Source organism: Lactiplantibacillus sp. 30.2.29, assembly GCF_018991255.1.
GTDB classification, from domain to species: domain Bacteria; phylum Bacillota; class Bacilli; order Lactobacillales; family Lactobacillaceae; genus Lactiplantibacillus; species Lactiplantibacillus pentosus.
The window spans coordinates 46,587-70,563 of sequence record NZ_JAGYGU010000013.1; the positions used below are offsets into that span (position 1 = coordinate 46,587).

General features: G+C 47.1%; 16 protein-coding genes. 14 read left to right on the forward strand and 2 right to left on the reverse strand.

What is annotated here, in order from left to right; all coding sequences use genetic code 11:
- Nucleotides 1-58 precede the first annotated feature (58 nt).
- The gene (locus KGF65_RS08760; protein WP_050339356.1) at nt 59-1,414 is read right to left on the reverse strand and encodes an aspartate kinase; all 1,356 of its coding nucleotides are present in this window, start codon (nt 1,412-1,414) and stop codon (nt 59-61) included.
- Between the two features lie 209 nt (nt 1,415-1,623).
- Between KGF65_RS08760 and KGF65_RS08765 the strand changes: the two genes are divergently transcribed.
- The 12 genes from KGF65_RS08765 (at nt 1,624) to KGF65_RS08820 (ending at nt 20,397) form a co-directional block, all read left to right on the forward strand.
- On the forward strand, nt 1,624-2,889 hold the full coding sequence (locus KGF65_RS08765; RefSeq protein WP_105923992.1) for a pitrilysin family protein: 1,266 nt from the start codon (nt 1,624-1,626) through the stop codon (nt 2,887-2,889).
- A complete protein-coding gene (locus KGF65_RS08770) occupies nt 2,886-4,187 on the forward strand; it encodes a pitrilysin family protein (protein ID WP_050339354.1) in 1,302 nt (433 codons plus the stop codon). The genes KGF65_RS08765 and KGF65_RS08770 overlap by 4 nt, the downstream gene beginning before the upstream one ends.
- Nucleotides 4,188-4,290: 103 nt before the next feature.
- Nucleotides 4,291-5,163: a RodZ domain-containing protein gene (locus tag KGF65_RS08775; RefSeq protein WP_050339353.1), complete on the forward strand. Its 873-nt coding sequence runs from the start codon at nt 4,291-4,293 to the stop codon at nt 5,161-5,163.
- A 22-nt stretch (nt 5,164-5,185) separates the two neighbouring features.
- Entirely contained in the window at nt 5,186-5,770 is a 585-nt protein-coding gene (gene pgsA, locus KGF65_RS08780; RefSeq protein ID WP_003639171.1) for a CDP-diacylglycerol--glycerol-3-phosphate 3-phosphatidyltransferase, read from the forward strand.
- Between the two features lie 466 nt (nt 5,771-6,236).
- The gene (locus KGF65_RS08785; protein WP_216748360.1) at nt 6,237-7,499 is read left to right on the forward strand and encodes a competence/damage-inducible protein A; all 1,263 of its coding nucleotides are present in this window, start codon (nt 6,237-6,239) and stop codon (nt 7,497-7,499) included.
- A 91-nt stretch (nt 7,500-7,590) separates the two neighbouring features.
- Nucleotides 7,591-8,727 (forward strand): recombinase RecA, encoded by a 1,137-nt coding sequence (recA, locus tag KGF65_RS08790; RefSeq protein WP_216748359.1) that lies wholly within the window; start codon nt 7,591-7,593, stop codon nt 8,725-8,727.
- Nucleotides 8,728-8,957: 230 nt separating this feature from the next.
- On the forward strand, nt 8,958-10,517 hold the full coding sequence (gene rny, locus KGF65_RS08795) for a ribonuclease Y (RefSeq protein WP_050339349.1): 1,560 nt from the start codon (nt 8,958-8,960) through the stop codon (nt 10,515-10,517).
- A 123-nt stretch (nt 10,518-10,640) separates the two neighbouring features.
- A complete protein-coding gene (locus tag KGF65_RS08800) occupies nt 10,641-11,447 on the forward strand; it encodes a TIGR00282 family metallophosphoesterase (protein WP_101873237.1) in 807 nt (268 codons plus the stop codon).
- A gap of 28 nt (nt 11,448-11,475) precedes the next feature.
- Nucleotides 11,476-14,208 (forward strand): DNA mismatch repair protein MutS, encoded by a 2,733-nt coding sequence (gene mutS, locus KGF65_RS08805; RefSeq protein WP_216788195.1) that lies wholly within the window; start codon nt 11,476-11,478, stop codon nt 14,206-14,208.
- A gap of 118 nt (nt 14,209-14,326) precedes the next feature.
- Entirely contained in the window at nt 14,327-16,372 is a 2,046-nt protein-coding gene (gene mutL, locus KGF65_RS08810) for a DNA mismatch repair endonuclease MutL (protein ID WP_216748356.1), read from the forward strand.
- Nucleotides 16,373-16,750: 378 nt separating this feature from the next.
- On the forward strand, nt 16,751-17,089 hold the full coding sequence (locus tag KGF65_RS08815; RefSeq protein ID WP_050339345.1) for a hypothetical protein: 339 nt from the start codon (nt 16,751-16,753) through the stop codon (nt 17,087-17,089).
- 236 nt (nt 17,090-17,325) lie between these two features.
- Entirely contained in the window at nt 17,326-20,397 is a 3,072-nt protein-coding gene (locus tag KGF65_RS08820) for a YfhO family protein (RefSeq protein ID WP_216770656.1), read from the forward strand.
- A gap of 247 nt (nt 20,398-20,644) precedes the next feature.
- On the opposite strand, the gene KGF65_RS08825 is transcribed toward KGF65_RS08820, so the two are convergent.
- Nucleotides 20,645-21,160 carry a DUF1015 family protein gene (locus KGF65_RS08825; RefSeq protein ID WP_050339343.1) on the reverse strand — a complete coding sequence of 172 codons (516 nt, stop codon included), beginning with the start codon at nt 21,158-21,160 and terminating at the stop codon, nt 20,645-20,647.
- A gap of 1,164 nt (nt 21,161-22,324) precedes the next feature.
- On the opposite strand from KGF65_RS08825, the gene ruvA reads away from it, so the two are divergent.
- Together ruvA and ruvB are read left to right on the forward strand one after the other, a co-directional pair.
- The gene (gene ruvA / locus KGF65_RS08830; protein WP_216748354.1) at nt 22,325-22,936 is read left to right on the forward strand and encodes a Holliday junction branch migration protein RuvA; all 612 of its coding nucleotides are present in this window, start codon (nt 22,325-22,327) and stop codon (nt 22,934-22,936) included.
- A gap of 16 nt (nt 22,937-22,952) precedes the next feature.
- A complete protein-coding gene (gene ruvB, locus KGF65_RS08835; RefSeq protein ID WP_088771060.1) occupies nt 22,953-23,969 on the forward strand; it encodes a Holliday junction branch migration DNA helicase RuvB in 1,017 nt (338 codons plus the stop codon).
- Nucleotides 23,970-23,977 lie beyond the last annotated feature (8 nt).

A 23,977-nucleotide genomic window follows, 5' to 3' on the forward strand; every position in this document is an offset into this window, starting at 1 on the left:
AGCCCGGTCAGATGAACTTGTCAACTTGTCATGTATGCTAAGCCGACGTCGCTAGTGCCTATGCTTTGAAGAATTCGTGGTACAACGCAACCACTGCTTGATCCGCATCGTTATCGTGCACACCGAACATGATGGAGATTTCGGACGCACCCTGGTTGACCATGATTAACTTAATGTTGTTTTCGGCTAAGGCAGTTGCTGCCCGGGACATGATGCCGACCCGGTTGCGCATGTTTTCACCGACCAGCATCAGAATCGAGTAGTCATGGGTGAAATAGATTTCATCCGGGTTAATTGCCGCTGAAATTTCGGCAACCAACGTTTTCTCGAGTTCCGGTGTTAATTGGTGTTCATCGAAAATGATGGTTAAATCGTCGATCCCGGATGGCATGTGCTCATAACTAATGTGGTGATTTTCTAAAATCGTTAGAATCTTGCGACCGAGCCCAACTTCCTTATTCAACAGATATTTACGTAAGTATAGTGAACAAAAACTGGAAGAGCTTGCAATACCAGTCACTGGGAAGTCTGGGTTCGGTTCACGCGTTGATTGAATCAGCGTACCTGGTGCTTCCGGATGATTGGTATTTTTGACGTTGACAGTGATGTTGCCTTCAATTGCAGGAATCAAGGCTTCGTCGTGGAACACTGAGAAGCCGGCGTAAGAAAGTTCACGCATTTCGGTAAACGTCATTTCACTGATGGCTGCTGGCTTTTCCACTAAGCTGGGATTGACCGCGTAGATGGCATCGACATCCGTAAAGTTTTCGTAGCGGTCGGCATTGACCCCGCGGGCGATGATGGCACCGGTAATATCGGAGCCACCGCGTGAAAAGGTACAAATCTGACCGTTTCGGTTATAGGCAAAAAAGCCGGGAATCACTAAGATTTGTTCGCTATTGGCCCATTTGGCGAGCTGATCATAGCTACTCTTGATGATTTGCGCATCATCTGGCACGTCCGTGACGACCATACCAGCGTCCTTGGGATCCAAATAGCGGGCATTGAGGCCACTTTTTTGGAAGACCGCCGCGACAAGTTGCGCGTTCAGCCGTTCGCCATGGGCTTTAAAAGCTGCCATTAAATACGTGTTGTCAGCGTAAGCTTGTTTTGGTAAGTTGCGAATCGTCTCGAAGATCGGTGTCAGTTGGGCTTCAGGCACATCGAACCCGTGACCGATCTCTGCATAGCGGTCAATGATCGTATTCATGACGGCTTGCGTATCTTGGTGATGAATCGTTTGACGTGCATATTGAATAAGTAAATCGGTGACCTTGGTGTCGCCGTCAAACCGTTTACCTGGGGCTGATACGATCACATATTTACGTTGTTGATCAGCTTCGACGATTGAGAGGACTTTTTGCAGTTGACGACTACTAGCTAGTGAACTGCCACCAAATTTAATTACTTTCACATTAACCGCTCCTTAATTTTATCAATAATGAAAAGAATAGCAGACAAAACGCGACTTGGCAATGTTATTTGTTACTCACGATAATTTAATTTAATGGGTATAATCGCCATTTTGAAACTGATTATGAAAAAATTGGCGTGCATTCAAGACGGAAAGTTGCGTCAACTCGGCCTTTCGCTTATTATTTATTACATATGCAAGGAGGAAAAATGTTGCAAACTCAGTTAGCAAAAGGGGTTCAATTGACGACCGTTGTCAGTCATCAATTTAAAACCAATCAAATTATGATTAATTTTCGTGCACCACTGGATCGGTCGACGATCACTCAGCGGGCACTACTCTCAAACTTATTAGAAACGAGTTCCGCAGACTATCCTGACCAGCGGACGTTAGCCAATGCACTCGCAGCCATGTATGGCGCAGCGTTTGGTGCCGGTGTCAGTCGTAAGGGGCCGACACATAATTTACAATTAGCGATTACGGTGGCCAATGAACGCTATTTAGCCACGGATCAGCCATTGACTAATCAGGCTATTCAATTCTTACAACGGGTCATTTGGCAGCCGCTTGCCAGTGATCACCAGTTTGACCAAGCGACATTTGACCGGCAAAAGACCAACTTAGAAGCGGCTATCAAATCGGTTGCTGACGACAAGCAATACTATGCGGCCCAACAACTAAATGCCGCATTGTTCGCGAATGAACCGGCCCAACAAGTCCCTAGTTTTGGGGTGATTGACGATTTAGCAGCCATCGATGCACAATCACTTTATCGTTACTATCAGCAACTGTTACAAGATGACCAAATCGATATCATTGTGACTGGTGATATCGATGAAGCGGCTGTACTGGAACAGTGGCAGCAAGTCGGGTTTGAAGACCGGTCAACGGGTCGGCCACGGCCATTTTATCAACATCATAATCTAAAAGACTACGTTGAAGTTCATGAAGAACAAGCGCTCAGTCAAGCTAAGCTGAACCTCGGGTACGATTTCCCTGTGTTCTATCGTGGCGATCACTACTACGCGGCACTCGTTTTCAATGAATTGTTTGGGGGTTCACCGTTATCCAAACTTTTCACTAATGTGCGCGAGAAAGCCAGTCTGGCCTACTATGCCAGCAGTTCACTCGATACCTTCCGTGGTGTGCTGAAAGTGCAAGCCGGAATCGATGGTAAGAATCATGACCAAGTGTTGGCGATTATTGCGGATCAGTTAACTGCGATTCAAAACGGCGACTTCACGGATAACCTCGTTGACCAACTCAAATTGGGGCTGATCAACGACTTTGAATCCAGTCTGGATAGTCAACGAACCGTTGCCGTTCAAACGTTGATTGACGATTTGACGCAACAGCACGTGTCAGACGCGGACTGGTTACGTCAGATTCAAAGCGTCACACGCGAACAGATTATTGCGGTTGCAAAAATGGCGACCCTGAATAACGGCTTTTTCTTAAGTGGGGAGTCCAAATGAAAGTAAAAAAATATGATCAATTTAATGAAAGTGTTTATCAAGCCAAGCTAGCTAACGGGTTGACCGTGACCATGCTACCGAAGACCGGTTATCACAAAACATATGCCACGTTGACCACCAACTATGGTTCCATTGATAACACCTTTGTGCCTGCGGGCAGTACTGAATTGCAACGTTTTCCAGATGGAATCGCGCATTTTCTAGAACACAAAATGTTTGAGAAGGCTGACCACGACGCCTTTCAAATCTTTGGTCAGTATGGGGCCAGTGCCAACGCCTTTACCAGTTTCACTAAAACCAGCTATTTGTTTTCGGCGACGCGTCATCTCAAGGAAAATTTGACGACCTTACTGGACTTTGTTCAGGACCCATACTTTTCAACGGCAACCGTCGAAAAGGAGAAGGGCATCATCGGTCAAGAAATCGAAATGTACGATGATGATCCAAGCTGGCGTTTGTACTTTGGTATGATTGGTAATTTATATCCTAATCACCCATTACAGTATGATATCGCGGGCACAACTGATTCGATTGCTAAGATTACCGCGGATGATCTATACGCAGCATATCGCACGTTCTATCACCCAGAAAATATGACGTTATTTGTGGTTGGTAATTTTGATCCAGATGAAGTGCTGGCACTCGTCAAAGCCAATCAAGACGCCAAAGACTTCACTGCTTTTCAGCCAATTGAACGTAAGATTCCTGAAACGGCTGCTGACGGTCATGACATTATTCCTTATCGGACGATTGACATGCCAGTCAACCGTGCCAAGTCAATCGTGGGGGTCAAAGGCCTCGTGCCGATTGAAAGTGGTGCGGCAGCGCTCAAGTATCGTGCTGCAGTCAATGTTTTATTAGAATTATTATTCGGTGATACTTCCGCCGATTATTTACGGTTATATGATCAAGGCATCATCGACGATACGTTTGGTTATGATTTTGAATTGCAAAATGGGTTCAACTTTGTCACTTTTAGCGGTGAGACCGATGACCCTGCGCAATTTGATACGGCCATTATTGACGTCTTGGAAAATTGGCGTCGGTCGGTGGTTGACCAGGACGATGCGTTGGCCTTAGTTAAAAAGGAAATGATTGGCCGGGTCGTCTTTATGGCTAACTCCCTGGAGGCCGTTGCTAATCGTTATGATCAGCGCTTATTTGGAACGGCGACGATCTTTGATGAGCCAGCGGTTATTGATAGCTTGACCTTGGATGATTTAACTGCTGTTGCTGAGCAGTTATTGCAATCACAGGCGATTAGTGAATATCAAATTCGGCCACAAGCAAAGAATTAAAGAAATCTGAAATTTAGTTGTCATGGGGCTGCTAAATTTAGTTGCTGTGATATACTATTAACCGTAAGATTTTGAAAATAGACTTAGGGTGGAGAAAAAGTCAATGAGTGAAAATAACGAAGAAAAAACAACGATTGGGGCGCGTCTAAAAGCCGCCCGGACAGCGAAAGGGCTTACGATTGATGATTTGCAGCAAATCACCAAAATTCAAAAGCGCTATTTGATTGCCATTGAAGACGAACAGTTTGACAAGTTACCGGGTGATTTTTATGTCCGGGCGTTTGTTAAGCAGTATGCGGATACGGTCGATCTCGATGGTAACGCGCTGTTAGAAGAATATCGTGACGAGTTGCCGAGTGTGCACACTGAAAAAATCGTTGATAACGTTGATGAAGTTCAACCGACCCGGGTGGCCAGTCGTGAGCAACCCGCTTCACCAGCCAACCGTGTTCGAAATTATCTACCGACGATCATTATTACGGCCATCGTCGTTTTGATTCTCTTGTTTATTTGGTTTATGGCAGTTCGGACGCATGCTGGCTCGAGCTCTAGTACGAGTGCGGACAGTTCGTCGGTCCAAGTTTCAAGCTCGAAGAAGAAAGTCAGTTCATCGAAGGCCAGTTCTTCGGCCAAATCTAGTTCTAAGGCTTCTTCGACCAAGGAACAGACGATTAAAGCCAACGGTAGCAGTGATACGGCCTTTACGTTAACGAATGGTGCCGACAAGAACAAAGTCGTTATCAAGTCAAGCAAGGCTGCTTGGACGTCAGTCACGACTAATGGGAGTCAGACTTGGCAAGGCACGTTGTCAGCGAACGGCTCACATACGTTAACGCTGCCAAGCAATGCGAAGACGGTCAAGTTCCAATTTGGTAACGCCACTGAAACCACCGTCACCATTAATGGGAAGGCGTTCAACTTTAATCCGAACAACAGTAGTTCTAAAGTTCGGACAATCACGTTAACCATCAAATAGTGTTGCGGAGGAGGCGGGTACTTTGAATTTACCTAATAAATTGACCGTGTTTCGCATTATCTTGATTCCGGTGTTTATTTTGATTATGGTCTTACCCCTGAATTGGGGGCAAGTGGTGTGGGCTGGTACCATGATTCCAGTCACCCAGGTTGTGGCAACGGTGATTTTTGCGGTCGCTTCGTTAACCGACTTAGCGGATGGAAAAATCGCCCGGGGACAACATTTAGTCACTAACTTTGGAAAGTTCGCGGATCCACTTGCGGACAAGATGTTAGTGATGACGGCTTTTATTATTTTGGTGCGGATGAATGCCGCTCCTGATTGGGTCGTTGCAATTATCATGTGCCGGGAATTAGCAGTGACGGGCTTACGCTTGTTGATTGTTGAAAACAACGGTAAGGTCATGGCAGCTGCCATGCCTGGTAAAATTAAAACGACGACACAGATGATTGCCATTATTTTCTTGTTGTTGAATAATGTGTTGTTTGCAGCGATCAACGTGCCATTTGCACTGATTATGCTGTACATCTGCCTATTCTTCGTCATTTATTCTGGCGTGGACTACTTCGTCCAAAACCGGGATGTTTTCGCAGATGGGTTTAAATAAGCTTGATTGAAACGTCTCACTGAGCGGATTGCTTAGTGGGCGTTTTTTTTATTTGGGATGGTCTGTTTAAACCGTAAGTTCAATGTCAAAGTCTGTAGCATCAGATTCCTGTTCGTCAGCCGATGCGCGTCCGATTCCGACTTCCGGGGCCGGCTGACAATTGCTGGAACGTAAGCCGGTGTAGGATGTTACCACCACTGCAAATTTGCGCCAACTCGCCCTATTTTCCGGCGTTTCTAAGCTGGCTGCTTTTGAACTTAAGGAATAGCATGATTTAATCATCCTTAACGCTAAAGAATAATCAGCACAACGCGTAGCCAGTTTTATCAAGTTAGCCGAATTGCGAGAAAAAAAGGTAATCTTTTTAATGGGGTCGGACTTAATTTTCGTATATACTAAATGTAGGACGCGCTGAACGGCGCCCACATTGGATGTAATCGTTGTGATTACGAGGAGGTTCTTTGGCATGCAGGCAGAGATAATCGCGGTCGGTACCGAGATTTTATTAGGACAAATCACGAATACGAACAGTACGCACATTGCACGTGGACTGGCTGAGTTAGGCATTGACAGTTACTATCAGACCGTGGTGGGTGATAATCCGCAACGGCTGTCAGCAGTAATTGAAATTGCGGCACAACGCAATGATTTAGTGATTTTAACGGGTGGTCTCGGACCGACTGCGGATGATTTAACGAAGCAGACATTGGCACATTATTTAAATGTACCGTTAGTCGAAGATGCAGCAGCAATGCAAAAAATGACCGACTGGTTTGCAAAAAATGAACAGGTCATGACCGCTAACAACCGGCAACAGGCGCTGTATCCGCAAGGCGCTCAGCCGTTAGTCAATCATAACGGCATGGCGGTCGGTGCGTTTTATCAATCGTCTGACAGCGCGGATTTCTTATTGTTGCCAGGGCCACCACGTGAGTTAGCGGTGATGTTTGACCGGGAAGCTAAGCCGAAGCTGGCAGCAGCTTATGGCGACCAGGCTCAGATTTATTCGCGGGTGATGCGATTTTACGGGATAACCGAATCGGCACTTGCGACCAAGTTACAACCGCTAATTGACAATCAGACGGCGGTGACGATTGCACCGTATGCCAAGACGAATGAAGTGACCTTACGTTTGAGTGCCCAGGCTAAGACTGAGTCGGCTGCCAAAGCGGCGATCGACCAAGTTGACCAACAGATCAAAGCGTTGATTGGACGCTATTTCTATGGCTACGGTGATGATAATTCATTGGTCAACGTGGTGGTTAAACAGCTGATTGATGCTAACTTGAGCATTACGGCCGCCGAAAGCTTAACCGCTGGCTTGTTTCAGAGTACCCTTGGGAGCGTGTCAGGTGTTTCGGCAGTTTTTCCAGGTGGCTTTGTGACGTATGCAAATGAAGTTAAGCATCAGCTGGTCAATGTGCCTCAAGACATCATTGATACCGATGGGGTGGTGTCCGAGGCAACTGCTAAAGCCATGGCTTTAGGCGCACAACAGCAGCTACAGACGGACGTTGCCGTCAGTTTCACCGGTGTCGCAGGTCCCGATAAGCTAGAAGGGCAACCGGCTGGCACGGTTTGGCTTGGCTTAGCTTATCGGCAGCAAGCGCCAATTGCTCAGCAATTCCACTTTGCGGGGGGACGACAACGTATTCGTCAGCGCAGCGTGATGGCCGGATTGGACCTATTACGGCATGCACTGGCGGCCGATTCGACACTGAAAAAATAATACGAACTTTTGTTCGCTTTTTGCTTGCAATTCTAGCTGTGAACAGCTATGATATTAAGAGTCAGAAACGAGCACCAAAGGAGGAAATAATTTGGCTGATGCACGGAAAGCAGCACTAGATACTGCCCTAAAAAAGATCGAAAAGAACTTTGGTAAAGGGGCGATTATGCGGATGGGTGACGCTGCCCAGACGACCATTTCAACAATTTCCAGCGGGTCACTAGCCTTAGATGACGCATTAGGCGTTGGTGGTTACCCACGTGGCCGAATCGTTGAAATTTATGGCCCTGAAAGTTCCGGTAAAACGACCGTTGCACTACACGCGGTCGCTGAAGTTCAAAAGCAAGGCGGGACGGCCGCCTATATCGATGCTGAAAACGCCTTGGATCCGGTTTACGCGGAACATTTAGGTGTCAACATTGATGATTTGTTACTTTCACAACCAGATACTGGTGAACAAGGTCTTGAAATCGCGGATGCTTTAGTTTCCAGTGGCGCGGTTGATATCTTAGTTGTCGATTCAGTTGCGGCGTTAGTACCACGGGCCGAAATTGAAGGTGAAATGGGTGACGCCCACGTTGGGTTACAAGCCCGGTTAATGTCACAAGCGTTGCGGAAGTTATCCGGGACTTTGAACAAGACAAAGACCATCGCACTATTTATTAACCAAATTCGTGAAAAAGTTGGCGTGATGTTTGGAAACCCTGAAACGACCCCTGGTGGTCGGGCTCTGAAGTTCTATGCGACGATTCGACTTGAAGTTCGTCGTGCTGAACAAATCAAGGAAGGAACCAACATCATTGGGAACCGTGTTCGGATCAAAGTTGTGAAGAACAAGGTTGCGCCGCCATTTAAGCGGGCCGAAGTTGATATCATGTACGGTCAAGGAATCTCACAAACCGGTGAAATTGTTGATATGGCCGCTGAAAAGGATATTATTAAGAAGAGTGGTTCATGGTATTCATACGGTGATGACCGGATTGGTCAAGGTCGTGAGAATGCGAAGAAGTACTTGGATGAACATCCAGATGTCATGGCTGAGATTCGTCAAAAAGTCCGGGATGCATACGGCATGGACCAGACGGGTGAAGAAGACGACCAAGCTGATGACAAGTCCAAGGATAAGGCAACTAAACCTAGTGACAAGTCACAGGCACAAGCCAAGACTAAAAAGCCAGTTGCAACTGAAACATCTTTAGATCTTGATGATTCAAAAACCGATAAATAATCGTTCTTTAGTCAAACGTCCAAAATACTTATTTTGGACGTTTTGTGTACATAATCCGCTGGTTTTCTCCTCAGTTAGGGGCGCCGATTGTCCGTTGCCATAAGACTTTAAGTTGACACTGTTCGTTTCTAACATTAGAATAACAAGTGTGTAAATAATCAAAATATAACATCTGAAAATTTGTAGTTGATTTTATGTTAACTGGATTTTGGTGATGCGGAGGTGGAAACATGAATGTTTTCGGTATAATCCTCGCAGTCATCGCAATTGTTGTCGGTTATGGGATTGGTTACTATGTACGCAAGAACGTCCATGAAAAAGAATTGGATGTTGCCAAGAACACAGCCGAAGGTATTATTTCTGAGGCCAAACGGGCAGCGGAGACTCATAAGAAAGAAAAAGTCCTTGAAGCTAAGGAAGAGAGTCATCGTTACCGGGCTGAAGTTGAAACAGAGTTAAAGCAACGACGGAATGAAGTACAAAAGCAAGAAGACCGGTTGCTTCAACGTGAAGAAACTTTAGATCACAAAGAGAATACTTTTGAAAAGCGCGAGGATGCTTTAGGCAAAAAAGAAGAAAAAGTTGCCAATGAGCAAAAACGTGTCGAACAACAGCAACAAAGTGCAGCTTCACTAATCACGCAACGTCAAGCTGAGTTAGAACGGGTCGCCGCCTTATCACAAGAACAGGCACGTGACCAAATCTTGACCCAGACTCGTGAGCAATTAACGCATGAACGCGCCGTGTTGATTAAAGAAAATACGGATGAGGTGAAAGCGCAGTCTGAAAAAGAGGCTAAGAACTTAATTGTCCAAGCGATTCAACAGAGTGCTGCCGATATGGTCTCTGAGACCACGGTATCGGTTGTCTCGCTACCAAATGATGACATGAAAGGCCGAATTATTGGCCGGGAAGGTCGTAACATTCGAACGCTAGAAACGCTGACGGGGATTGATTTAATTATCGATGATACGCCTGAAGCGGTCGTTCTCAGTGGTTACGATCCGATTCGTCGTGAAATCGCGAAGATCGCGCTTGAAAAACTGATTCAAGATGGGCGGATTCATCCTGCTCGGATTGAAGAAATGGTTGAAAAAGCACGTAAAGAAATGGACGAAAAAATCCGTGAGACTGGTGAGCAAGCTGTCTTTGACTTGGGATTGCACGGGATGCATCCTGACTTAATCAAGCTTGTTGGTCGGTTGAATTATCGGACCAGTTATGGTCAAAATGTTTTGAATCACTCAATTGAAGTTGCGAAGTTGGCGGGCGTTTTGGCCGCTGAACTTGGTGAAGATGTTACACTCGCGAAACGCGCAGGATTATTACACGATATTGGTAAGGCCGTCGATCATGAGGTCGAAGGTTCCCACGTTGAAATTGGCGTGGAATTAACAACGAAGTACAAAGAGAGCCCGGTAGTCATCAATACGATTGCTTCTCATCATGGTGATGTGGAAGCGAAGTCGATTATTGCCGTATTGGTTGCAACGTCTGATTCGATTTCAGCCGCGCGGCCAGGTGCTCGGAGCGAGTCATTGGAGAATTACATCCATCGGCTCGAAAAGCTAGAAGCGATTGCAAATGAACAGGCGGGCGTCAAGAAGAGTTACGCCATTCAGGCCGGTCGTGAAATTCGGGTCATCGTTAAGCCAAATGAAATCTCTGATTTACAGGCGACAGTTTTGGCACACGATGTTAAAAAGCAGATTGAAAATGAACTTGAATATCCCGGTCATATCAAAGTTACGGTTATTCGGGAAGTTCGAGCAGTTGATTACGCTAAATAACCGGGAAGTGAGCTTAGGTCTTAACCTGAGCTCATTTTTTTATTTTCCGTCACATTCAAGCGCGTTTTCAAGGCAAAATAATGCTAAAATGATTGGTATAACGTTAAAACAAGGGAGCAATCTATGCGAATTCTATTTGTTGGGGATGTCATGGGCAATGTCGGTCAAACGGCAATTACAACGTACTTACCCAAATTAAAACGGCGCTACAAGCCACAAGTCACAATTGTCAATGGTGAAAATGCCACTCGTGGACGGGGAATCAATGAAGCAGTGTATAAAGATATCCTGACGGCTGGGGCTGACGTGATTACGATGGGCAATCATACTTGGGATAACGATGAAATTTTTGATTTTATCAATGGTGCCAAGAAGTTAGTCCGACCACTGAACTTTCCACCGGCAACGACGCCGGGCGTGGGATATACCATCGTCAAGGTCAATGCGGTCAAGTTAGCGGTGATCAATTTACAAGGCAACGTCTTTATGGGCCAAAACTTAGCGGATCCCTTCACGACCGTGCAACCATTAGTCGCCAAGTTACGTGAGGAGACGCCCAATATTTTTGTTGATTTTCACGCCGAAACGACGAGTGAAAAGGAAGCGATGGCTTGGTACCTAGATGGCCAAGTGAGTGCAGTCGTGGGCACCCATACCCATGTGCAAACGAGTGATGAGCGGGTGCTGCCTAATGGAACGGCCTTTTTAAGTGACGTCGGTTTTACGGGCCCGTATAATGGAATCTTGGGAATGACGCGTGAAAATGTGATTCAGCGCTTCCTTGAACAGATGCCGACCCGTTTCAACGTCCAAGAAGATAGTCCAGCAGTGTTATCAGGGTGTGTCATTGACCTGGATGGCCAGAGCGGGCGAGCAAAAAAGATTGCCCGGATTTTAATCAATCCGGACCACCCATATTTTGATGATTAAGCCTTAAAGATAGAAAGTAGGATTAAGCGTGCCACAAAAAACGAAAGATACGCCGATGATGCGTCAGTACTTAGCAGTTAAAAATCAATATCCCGATGCGTTCTTATTTTATCGACTCGGTGATTTTTATGAAATGTTTTTTGATGACGCCATTAAAGGTGCCCAGTTATTAGAATTGACGCTGACGACGCGGAACCACTCAGCGGAAAATCCGATTCCAATGTGTGGGGTCCCGCATCGTGCAGTGCAAAATTATATTGATATTTTAGTCGATAAGGGCTATAAAGTGGCCATTTGTGAGCAGATGGAAGACCCAAAGCTGGCAAAAGGAATGGTCAAACGAGAAGTGATTCAGCTGGTCACACCGGGGACCACGTTAGAACGTGGGGCGGAACAGGCGAAGTCGAATAATTACCTGACCGCTTTGATTCAAGTCGACAAGCAATATGGCTTCGCGTATGCGGATTTATCGACTGGTGAATTGAAGACCAGTGTCCTGACGACCAACGAAGCACTCGTCAATGAATTAACGAGTTTGCAGACCAAAGAAATTGTGGTCGATGAGTCGGTGCCAGCCGAATTACGCGACCAGATTCAGAAACTCGGTATTCTAATCTCAGAACAAAATCAAGTGACCCCTCAAGCGACACTCAGTTATTTGACGCAAGATTTGACGGTTGATTTAGAAAAGCAGGTTGTAGAACGGTTGTTGATGTATATTACCGTGACGCAAAAGCGGAGTCTGGCGCATTTGCAAAAAGCAGTTGCGTACGAACCGTCGTACTTCTTGAAGTTAGATCATAATTCTAAATATAATTTGGAACTAATGAAGTCGATTCGGACTGGTAAGAAGCAGGGGACCCTGCTGTGGTTGCTTGATGAGACTAAGACGGCGATGGGTGGTCGGTTACTCAAACAGTGGATCGATCGACCATTGATTGTGCAGGACGATATTAAAACGCGTCAAAATAAAGTTGCGGCACTTTTAGACCATTATTTTGAACGCAGTAATTTACAAGAAGAACTGGTCAAAGTCTATGACTTAGAACGTCTGGCCGGACAAGTCGCATTCGGTAGTGTCAACGGCCGGGATTTGATTCAGTTAAAAACGTCGTTACGTCAGATTCCAAAGATTCGCTATATCTTATCTGAATTAGACACGCAAGTTTTCAATGATGAAGTCAATCAGCTGGACCCCGTCGAAGATGTCGCTGACTTGATTGAAGAAGCTATTGTCGAGGATGCACCGTTGTCCGTTACGGATGGTGGCGTTATTAAGGACGGTTACAATCAACAGTTGGATCAGTATCGCGATGCGATGAACAATGGGAAGAAGTGGATCGCGGCACTCGAAGCTCAGGAGCGCGAGGCGACCGGTATCAAGAACCTCAAAATCGGCTTTAACCGCGTTTTCGGTTATTATATTGAAGTGACAAAGGCCAATTTAGCGCAGTTACCGGCTGATCGGTACGAACGTAAGCAAACCCTAACCAATGCAGAACGGTTTAGCACTCCCGAGCTCAAAGAACACGAGAGCTTGATTTTAGAGGCTGAGAGCCATTCTACCGACTTGGAGTACCAATTATTCACAACGGTACGAGAAACGGTTAAAAAGGCAATTCAGCGGCTTCAAACGTTAGCTAAAGCGGTGGCTGCGATTGATGTCTTGCAAAGCTTTGCGGTGGTCAGTGAAGATTACCACTTCGTCCGGCCAACTTTGACTAAAGACCATGATTTAAAAATCGTCGATGGCCGCCATCCGGTCGTTGAAAAGGTCATGGGCAATCAAAGCTATGTGCCAAACGACGTTACCATGGCGCCCGATGAGACGGTTTTATTGATTACCGGGCCGAACATGTCCGGGAAGAGTACTTACATGCGTCAGTTAGCGTTGACGGTCATCATGGCCCAAATCGGTTGCTTTGTCCCCGCAAAATCGGCGCAGCTCCCGATTTTTGATCAGATTTTTACGCGGATTGGCGCAACTGATGATTTGATTTCAGGTCAGAGTACCTTCATGGTCGAAATGCAGGAAGCTAACAACGCGTTACAACACGCAACGGCCAATAGTCTGGTCTTGTTTGACGAAATTGGTCGTGGAACCGCGACATACGATGGGATGGCATTGGCCCAGGCAATCATCGAATTCGTGCATAACCATATTCATGCCAAAACGCTCTTTTCCACGCATTATCATGAGCTGACAGCGCTGGACCAAGAGTTAAGTGACCTGCGTAACGTTCACGTTGGCGCGACCGAACAGAACGGCGAATTAGTCTTCCTGCATAAAGTCGAACCCGGCGCGGCTGACAAGTCATATGGGGTCCACGTGGCCAAGCTGGCCGGAATGCCAGATAGTTTGTTGAAGCGTGCAAATAAAATCTTAACGAGTTTGGAAAATCAAACCAGCACGGTCTCAACCACGGCTGCATCACTCGCGGCTAGTGATGGGGACCATTCGGCGGCAACAGTGCAATCAGCTAGTGCCCCCGCAACGACCGACAGCGAGCCAAAGAAACAAGCGGCAGCCCCCGCTGATGATGTGGTCGTAGCAGACAGTCGGGGCAATGACGGTACTGCCAAGGCGGTAGCAACTGGCGAACCTACTGATGAACAGCTGTCACTATTTGCCGAACCAACGGTCACTGATCCGAAGAGTGAGAAAGTTTTACAACAATTGAAGAATCTGAACTTAATGGCAATGACGCCAATGGATGTCATGAACCAATTGTACAAGTGGCAACAAAAATTAGGGAAGTAAACGTGCAACACGTTTGCGGCTGAGCTCGTCGGCAGGTTGCAGCTACTGGCTAATCGGCGGCGAACGCTTTTGTCGTGAACAGCACCAGTATTAAATCAAGCAGAAAGGACCGATGGTAATGGGAAAAATTCATGAATTATCTTCCGTGTTAGCGGATCAAATCGCTGCGGGTGAAGTTGTGGAGCGGCCTGCCTCGGTCGTAAAAGAACTAGTTGAAAATGCCGTCGATGCCCACGCCACCCAAGTGGATATTTTAGTCCAAGAGTCGGGGGTCCAGTCGATTCGGGTGATTGATGATGGTGATGGGATTGATGATTCAGAAGTGTTGACGGCCTTTAAACGGCATGCCACCAGCAAAATCACCTCGCGTGAAAATTTGTTTCGCGTGCATTCGCTAGGATTTCGAGGTGAAGCCTTGCCAAGTATCGCGTCAGTCGCGGACGTGGTGATGAATACCAGTACCGGCACGACTGGGACAAGTATTCACTACCGCGGTGGCAAATTGTTGCAACAGGCCCCAGCACCGCTGCGACAGGGGACGGATATTACCGTGACCGATTTGTTTTTCAACACACCGGCCCGCCTGAAATATTTAAAGTCGCCCCAGACGGAACTGGCCAATATTTTAGACGTGGTCAACCGGATTGCACTGAGTTATCCGAGCGTTGCGTTTCGACTCGTGCACAATGCCAAGGAGCTCCTAAAAACGGCGGGGCGCGGTGACCTACAACAAGTGATTGCCGGCATCTATGGTGTACAGAATGCCCGTAAGATGGTGGCAATTGCTGGTGAAACGCCAGATTTCAAGCTAGCTGGTTTTGTCGCGTTACCGGAATTGACGCGTGCCAATCGCCAATATATCACGGTGCTCATTAATGGGCGGGCTATCAAAAATCAGCAGTTGACCAAAGCAGTTATCAAGGGTTACGGCTCAAAGTTGATGGTAGGTCGCTATCCGATCGCGGTGATTGCATTAACCATGGATCCGTTACTAGTCGATGTCAACGTTCATCCGACAAAGCAGGAAGTGCGGTTAAGCAAGGAACCAGAGTTGTCGAAGTTGATCAGTGAAACGATTACGGCGCGACTGGTGGATGTCAATTTGATTCCTTCCGCCTTGACCAACCTGGGTAGCCACCGCCGTGAGCATCTCAAGACAGATCAATTGGCGATGGACTTAAACGCCGCGTCTTCACAATATCAAGTTGCGACGCCCAAATTGAAAGCTAGTGCGGCCACTTCGGCTTCAGCTGAACAATTTGCGGCTTCAATTGCGGCCGCAACGACGGCCACCTCGACTTCAGCAGCAACGATTAGTGTGCCAGTCGCATCGGATGTTCCGTCTGAAGCCGCGACTTCAGCGGTCGAGACTGAATCAGCTTCAACCTCCGCTGAACCAATCATGATTAGTCGGGCTGATGAGCTAGCAACACCGTCTGTCCAAGCTTTTGACCAGCGGTACCAATCTGAAGCGGCTGCACAGCCCTTTGGTAAGACCGCTGAGCCTGAAGTGGCCGATTCGACCGCACCCGCACCAACGAGTGAGGCGCCCGGAACAGAACGTTTTCCACAATTACGTTACTTGGGGCAAATGCACGGCACTTATTTGCTGGCTGAAGCGGACGATGGCATGTATATCTTGGACCAACATGCCGCTCAAGAACGTATCAATTATGAATATTATCGTCAAGCCATTGGTGAGGTGAGTGCTGACCAGCAAAATCTGTTGGTGCCAATTATTCTCGATTATCCCACCAGTGATGTCCTGAAAATCAAGGAAAAGTTGCCGTTGTTGGCAGAATTAGGGCTGCATTTGGAATCGTTTGGCGGTAACAGCTTTATCGTCCATGCCCATCCGACCTGGTTTAAAGCCGGTCAAGAAGAGGATACGATTCGAGAAATGATTGATTGGATCCTACAAGATGATAAGTTGACGGTGGCCCAATTCCGAGAAAAAACGGCCATTATGATGTCGTGTAAACGCGCGATCAAAGCCAATCATCATCTGGATGACCAACAGGCACGGGCCTTACTTGAAAAGTTGCCGACCTGTGAGAATCCATTTAATTGCCCCCATGGTCGTCCGGTCACCGTTCACTTCACGAATTCTGACATGGAGCGGATGTTCAAACGGATTCAAGATAGCCATGAAGCGCGCGACTAATCGCGTTCTGACTTGAGCGGATTTCAAGATAACAACGTCAAGTATTGATCAACTAAACTGGACTTGCCAGAACTCTGCGACTAGAGCTTTCTTGGCAAGTCCAGTTTGGTCTAGTGATCACGATTAAATGGTCCACCGCGGTGCTTAACGCGTGATAACGATTAGGTATGGGATGTGAAGTGACCCGCACGCAATTGGTCTGATTGGTATGGATGAATCCAAGCCGATTTTGACGTATAGGCAGTGAAGATAGCCACAATTGAGAGACGGGTTGTCACGCGTCACTGAAAGGGCCTAAATGATTCGCTATGATGGTAAAAAAGTCGTTGGCTCAGCCACCCGTCAGTGAGCAACGATGATGAAATGGGAGTTGATATGATGGATATGACGAAATTATATTATCGGCAGACCTATTCTGCCTATTGTTTTTTAGCGGATTTGCCAGAAGCATCGGCGCCTTTTATCGCTGCGCGGCCGACACTTTGGCAATTAAACGCGCATCCAAGTGCTGCAAAAGCCAAAGGCATCGTTTTAGATTTGTATGAACAAGTCGCTGCCTTTGAAATGGCGACGGAACAGCATGATGCGACCGAAATCGCCGTTATCAGTCACCAGATTGATAATGCAACTGAAGCGCTACAGCTGTTGGTCCGCCTATTTGAAAGCTATCCACCGACCACCACGATTGAAACGCTAGACAATTGGGACTGGCGGTAAAACGGATGCTCGGGCGTGATTGTGAGTGGGCGCTTCGCTTGAAACCTTCACTTGAAACCTTTAATTGAGCAATTCAATGATTGCCTGTCGCAGGTGTCAACCAGCCATGAATTTTATTAAGATTTTAAGGCATCGCCACAGTCAAGATGGGTTCATGGTAAAATAAGAGCATTGTTCTTAACGGCAAAATATGGGGATTACGATTACAACGTAATGACAAGATAGGGGAACCTGATTTGAAGATAGCACGAAAAATACCACTAGCCGTCTGGTATACTGCGATGTTTGTGGTGATTGCCATGATAACCTACAGCGGGCTTTTTTTAGCAGGCCGAACGCTGATTTGGGAAGTAGATGGGATTGCCCAACACTTCCCAATTTTGTTGGAATTTCAACGAATCTTACAACACCACCCCCAGCAATTATTTAGCTGGTCGTGGAATCTCGGCTTGGGGGCCGACCAATTAACGACATTTGCTTACTATGTCGTCGGCGATCCGTTCAATTATTTAGTGGCGTTGGTATCGCCGTCTCACCTAGAATGGGCGTACCAAGCCTTGATTTTGTTGCGACTGTATTTTGTTGGCCTGGCGTTTCTAGGTTTTAGTCGCCAGTTTAATTTCAAAAAAGTCAGCCAACTTGTCGGCGCACTGACGTATACGTTTACGGCGTATACGTTCTACGTGGGCATGCACCATCCGTTCTTTTTATTACCAATGATTTGGTTTCCGTTGCTCTGCTGGGCCATTGAACGCGTCCTGCGGGGACGACACTGGTTGCCACTCAGTTTGATTACCGCCGTGGTCATTTTGAGCAATTTTTATTTTGCATACTTACTAGCACTCGGCGGTATGATTTACGCGTTAGTTCGTTTTTGGTCACGGCGACGGGCTAAATTAGTGATGCGCTCGTTTTGGCAATTATTTTGGCGATTGCTGGTCGCAGTGACGCTCGGCGTTGCGATGGCCGGGGTGCTACTGGTGCCGACCTTATTAGCGATGCTGAATGCGACTCGCGCCAGTTTTAACTTTGCCAACGGCCTCACGAGTTATCCGATTAATTATTATGTTAATTTGCCTAATCGGCTCCTGACCAACGGTGGTAGCGTGCAGTACTGGGTCACATTAGGGCTGAGCAGCATCAGCTTTATTGCGGTCATTTATACATTGCGGCATTTCAAACGTTATTGGGTACTGAACTGGGTTATTTTGGCAATGATGGTCGGCATTCTGTTGCCACAGTTTGCCGCGGTCTTCAACGTCTTTTCCACGCCATCGAATCGCTGGTTGTTAATGGCGACGCTGGTGTTTGCATACGCGACGATGGCCTTTATGGATCAGGTGACTGACCTAACTGCGACGGATTTAAAATGGTTGGCGGGTGTCAGTGGTGGTTTACTGATTCTGATCTGGCTGATCAATGGCTTTTATCTCAATATTCGTAAACATGACATTGCGACCTACTTGATTCTACTGGCGCTAATCGGGGTGCTGCTGGCGTATCGCGCGTTGAATTTGTCCAAACGGCAATTTTACGTGCTCTTGCTTGGCGTCGTGACGTTAAACCTCGCGAACAATGGGCTCGGATGGTTGAGTATCAACACGAATTCTAACAGTACCGAGCAATTGCGGCAGGGAGCCGCGATGAAGTGGGTCAAAAATTACTTCGATGGTGCACAAAAGGGACTGTCAACGAGTGGTCAGTTTTATCGCACGGCACTCGCACCTAATTATTACACGATGCGTTCCGCTGAAAGCGACGTGCCGACGGTCTTGGGCACGCACACGGTTGGCTCCTATTTCTCAGTACAAAATGGCTACGTTGGCGCCTTCAGCCAAGCGCTAGGCAATTCGGAATATGCCATGAATTCACCATTAGGGTCACTGGATGGCCGCACGACGATGTACAATTTGTTGGGCGTCAAGTATCTGTTTTCCCGTGAAGATCAGCTGAAGAAGCAGGCGCTACCAGCTGGTTACGAAGTCGTTAAAATGAAGACTGGTGAGCCGAAGATTTTTGCAGATAAATTTATTTATGGCATGAGTAATCATACAGGGACGATTTTATTGAAGTCCAAGAATGCCTTGCCATTAGTTTATACGCAACGGCGTCAAATCAGCCAGCACGCCTTTGACCAGCTCAGTGCCGTTGACCGTGAACAGGCGATGCTTCAGGGTGCCGTTACGACGACCCATGCAACCGGCGTGAAATCGGTCAACCCAACTGTGAGCGGCAAAACGGTCGATTACACCGTTCAGGCGGATACGACCAATGTCTTGGATACGTTGGACAAAGTCGTCATTTATCGGAATCAGCATGCAACGGGGTCTTCCAATAACGCGTTGACCAAGTTGCCCGCTGATACGATTACGCTGACACCGGAACAGCGGGAAAGTTTGACACCTGCGACTGGGTTAACGAAGCCATCTAATCGGTTACTGAATCTGATTGCGGCCAATCAAAAGCTGGTTCAGAAAAATCAAGAAGATAACGCCAAGGGTCTGACGCACATGGTTAGTGACGTTCAGGGCCATCAGCTTCCGTACCAATTGACAATCAAACATCCCAAGCGTTATCGCAACATGGAATTGTACTTGGTCCTTGATGGGATTAGCTACCGGCGTTCATCAATCAAACACGCGTTGAAGACGAGTCAAAATACGACCGTCTTTACGTCGCGGCCCTATAGCAAAGTGGATCGACTCAACGATTTGCGTGATGGCCTCAAGGGGAATTTGAGTGCCAGTGGCTATTCGCTGACCGCTCAAACGACCGACAACCAAACGACTTTTAGTCAGCTGGGAACGACCAATATGTCTGATTATGAACCACGGACTTCGGCAGTCATCAACCTGGGCTACAGCAAGCATGCCCGTCAACTGATCACATTAAACTTCACGAGCATTCGGAGTTTGCGTTTTAAATCTGCCAAATTAGTGGCGGTACCACTTGGTAAGACGACGCATCGAGAGACGCGCCGCTTACAGAAAAGTGGGTTGAAGCATCAGTGTGTGACGAACAATCGCATTACGGGGACGACAATGACTAAGCACGCGACCGTACTAACCACGTCGATTCCATATTCGACTGGTTGGCAGTTACGTGTTGACGGTCGCTTAGTGCAGACCCAAGTTGTCAATAAAGGGTTTGTCGGCGCGCGGTTGTCGGCTGGCAGTCATCGCATCGAACTCACTTATCGCACACCCGGGCTGAAGCTAGGAGCCTGGTTGAGTCTAGTTGCAGGCCTGTTGTGGCTGATTGGCAGCGTCTGGCTGTGGGTACGGCGACGACCACGAATGCGTGAATAATTAATTTTGTAATTTAAGCAAGTGGGTGGCATGACTGACACATGTTTTGAACAGTGTGTTGGGTAGCCACCCACTCTTTTATTTTTGGGGGATTTATTGATTGAATGATGGATTGCGACGAGAATTCATAAAAACGGCCTGCGCTGGAATTCAGCAAGATTCCAGCGCAGGCCGTTCAGGTGGCCCAGTCAAAGATACTTAGGCCAGTTGTATTTGGATAAATGAAGCGAATCGTGGCTAAGATAACTTAAGCGGTTGCCATCGCAATTAGCTGCTCAGGGATTGTGGGTGCCTCTGGGAATTTCTGCCATTCCGTGGTCGCCACCAACATGACGAGCGGCGTGCTCACTGTGGTCAACCAGGTCTTTTGTGGTGTGACTGGGGCCATTGCAGCGGTAATGTCAGCGTTCACTTCGGACTCGGTAATCTGCCACAACCGGTGCGTCACGTTTTGGGGGTCGGTGACTTCAACAACTGGTGCGAAATGACCGACCCAGTCATCAATGAGCATCTCGATAACTGGTTGTTGCTGGTACAGGACGGTATTGATGGTACCGGGCACCATTGTTGTCACTGTTTGGTCAACTGGCCAGCTTGCGATTAACCGCCACTGGTGAATACCATTGTGCGTCAATTCATACCAGTAATAGCTTTCACCAGGTTGAACGTGCTGATCATCAGCGTTCCAGTCAGTGGTAGCGGTTTGAATTTTAGTTAGACCGGATGCGGTCGGCAATAGCGCCGTAAATGGCTTGATTTGCATATCGATAATTCCTCCTAAGGTTCTGAGCATAGCACGATGACCGAATGCCGGCAAGCATTTATGCATGGTGTAAGGGTGCGAAAATAGATTGTGTGAGTTGAGCTGTCGTGAATTATGATTAAAACATGCCAGTTGGTTGGCCTACTGTTCGTCAGCCGATGCGCGCCTTATTCCGACTTCCGGGGCCGGCTGACAATTGCTGGAACGTAAGCCGACGTCGATTTGAACTCACGCAGAAAACCACTGCGCAATTTCAAATACGAGTCTTATTCTAAGCCGGAAGAAGCCCACTTCCGACTAAGAATAATTTGGCTACTGAGCATTGTCAGCCGGCCCCTCCAGTCGGGAACCCGCTCGAATGGCGGATGAACGGCCACCTATCTGGGTACAATTGATTACAGCATATTAGGAGACAGGTCCTTCGAGCAAGCTTTTAGTCGATATTGATGATGCTTTACGTCGTCAGAGTAATGAAAAGATTGTCTGAAAACCATTGCTTTCGTTTATAATTCGAGACTTTGCTATCTAAAACGACTAGAGAAGATTCTTACAAGTTCAATCAAGCTACTGGTCAGATGACTTAAAGTATGGGTAAAAAGTATAGCAATTATTAGAACCAGTCTGACAGTTGAATATCAAAATGAACGTGTACTAAGGAACCAACAACTAATCCAACAAAAAGTTGAGTCCGCACATGTCTGCCTTTCGAATACCATCCCCGGCTGGAAGGCGCTTCTGACAATGCTCAGCGATGAAATTCCACTTAGCAAGCGTTTTTTGCTTGGTTAGTGGAAGACCAGCATTTAAGACGTGGGTTGTCGGCTTAAATCTGTGTCCATCGCGTTCCAGCGTTGTCAGAAATGTCTGGAAGCCGGAATAGGACGCAGCTACAACTGAAAGTTTACGCTAATTCGCACTGTTTCCAGCGGGCCTCTGCTGGTAGCCCTTGAACTTAAAAACTGGCATGCTTTAATCATAATTCATGACAAATAATTATTAGCACAAAGCGTCAGGACACTAACGATTAGATTGCTAGTAAAATACAGAAATGAGGAACTGCCAGTGGGTTGAGCCACATCAACCCAACTAATACTACACGTTAGAACGTGTAATGTGGTACAATTTAGCAAGCAAACATACGTTTTATTTAAAGGAGTTTTCCCTGTGTATGAATATTTTCTCGGTCAAGTGACCGATGTGACCCCCGGGTATGTGGTAATTGAAGTTAGCGGCATCGGTTACAAGGTGTTGACGGCTAATCCTTACCGTTACCAAGTGGGGCAAACTGACGTTAAAATGTATATCCATCAAGCCGTGAGTGATAATGGCATGAGCCTGTTTGGCTTCTTTGACGCGGACGAAAAAGCCTTATTCGAGAAGCTACTCGGTGTTTCCGGAATTGGCCCAAAGTCGGCCTTGGCGATTTTAGCCAATAATGACCATGCTGGCCTGATTCAAGCCATCAATCAAGAGAACGTGACTTATTTAACGAGTTTCCCAGGGGTCGGCAAGAAGACCGCCCAACAAATTGTTTTAGATTTAAAAGGTAAATTAAATGACTTGAACGTTGATGTGACGGGTCAAACTGCGTTAGATGTTGAAGCGCCGGCAGTTGACGGCGCGCTGGCGGATGCCTTGGCTGCACTGGAAGCACTCGGCTACTCCAAAGCGGACGTCAAAAAAGTGACGAAGAAGTTAGAAACCTTCAGCCAAACTCACGCATCCGATACGAATGCCTTGTTGAGTGAAGGGTTACGATTGTTGATGAAGAAGTAGATAGGAGGGGTAACGAATGGACGATGACAAGTTATTATCTGGTGATAAGGCCAATGACGAAGAAGCGTCGTTAGAAAAATCGCTACGTCCGCAAACGTTAGCCCAGTATATTGGTCAGGACCGCGTCAAACATGAGTTGAGCGTATATATTGAGGCTGCTCGTAAGCGTGAAGAATCATTAGACCACGTCCTACTATATGGCCCGCCCGGTCTTGGAAAGACAACGTTAGCGATGGTGATTGCTAATGAAATGCAGGTCAATATTCGGACGACCAGCGGCCCAGCTATTGAAAAACCAGGTGATTTAGTCGCACTCTTGAACGAATTACAACCTGGTGATATCTTATTTATTGATGAGATTCATCGATTGCCTAAAATCGTGGAAGAAATGCTGTACTCTGCGATGGAAGACTTTTTTGTCGACATCGTTGTCGGTCAAGGGCCCACCGCACATCCGGTCCACTTTCCGTTACCACCATTCACGTTGATTGGTGCAACGACTCGTGCTGGAATGTTGTCCGCGCCGTTACGGGATCGGTTTGGAATCGTTGAACATATGGCCTATTACGAAGTTGCTGATCTGACGGACATTGTGAAGCGAACAGCTGACATTTTTCAAACGAGTATCAAGCCTTCTGGTGCGCACGAAATTGCGCGGCGCTCACGTGGAACGCCACGGATTGCCAACCGGTTGTTCAAACGGATTCGAGACTTTGCGGAGGTTGCCGATCAGGACGCTATTGATGAAGCCATCGTGGATCGCTCGTTGACTTATTTACGTGTCGATGATGCTGGTTTAGATGAGACGGATAACAAACTGTTACGGACGATGCTAGAGTATTACGATGGCGGCCCAGTTGGACTGGCGACGATTGCGGCCAATATTGGTGAAGAAACGGATACCATTGCTGAAGTTGTCGAACCCTATTTATTACAGATTGGGTTTTTAAAACGCACGCAACGCGGTCGGGTCGTCACGATCAAGGGTTATCAACACTTAGGGTTCCCATACCCGCAAAATAAATTAGGATAAGAGGTCAC

Bases quoted from the DNA above. Each gene is read 5' to 3' on its own strand.
- KGF65_RS08800 (WP_101873237.1), top strand. From the start codon at position 10,641: ATGCGAATTCTATTTGTTGGGGATGTCATGGGCAATGTCGGTCAAACG.
- KGF65_RS08765 (WP_105923992.1), top strand. From the start codon at position 1,624: ATGTTGCAAACTCAGTTAGCAAAAGGGGTTCAATTGACGACCGTTGTC.
- KGF65_RS08770 (WP_050339354.1), top strand. From the start codon at position 2,886: ATGAAAGTAAAAAAATATGATCAATTTAATGAAAGTGTTTATCAAGCC.
- rny (WP_050339349.1), top strand. From the start codon at position 8,958: ATGAATGTTTTCGGTATAATCCTCGCAGTCATCGCAATTGTTGTCGGT.
- ruvB (WP_088771060.1), top strand. From the start codon at position 22,953: ATGGACGATGACAAGTTATTATCTGGTGATAAGGCCAATGACGAAGAA.
- KGF65_RS08825 (WP_050339343.1), bottom strand. From the start codon at position 21,160: ATGCAAATCAAGCCATTTACGGCGCTATTGCCGACCGCATCCGGTCTA.
- KGF65_RS08785 (WP_216748360.1), top strand. From the start codon at position 6,237: ATGCAGGCAGAGATAATCGCGGTCGGTACCGAGATTTTATTAGGACAA.
- KGF65_RS08815 (WP_050339345.1), top strand. From the start codon at position 16,751: ATGGATATGACGAAATTATATTATCGGCAGACCTATTCTGCCTATTGT.
- KGF65_RS08775 (WP_050339353.1), top strand. From the start codon at position 4,291: ATGAGTGAAAATAACGAAGAAAAAACAACGATTGGGGCGCGTCTAAAA.
- mutL (WP_216748356.1), top strand. From the start codon at position 14,327: ATGGGAAAAATTCATGAATTATCTTCCGTGTTAGCGGATCAAATCGCT.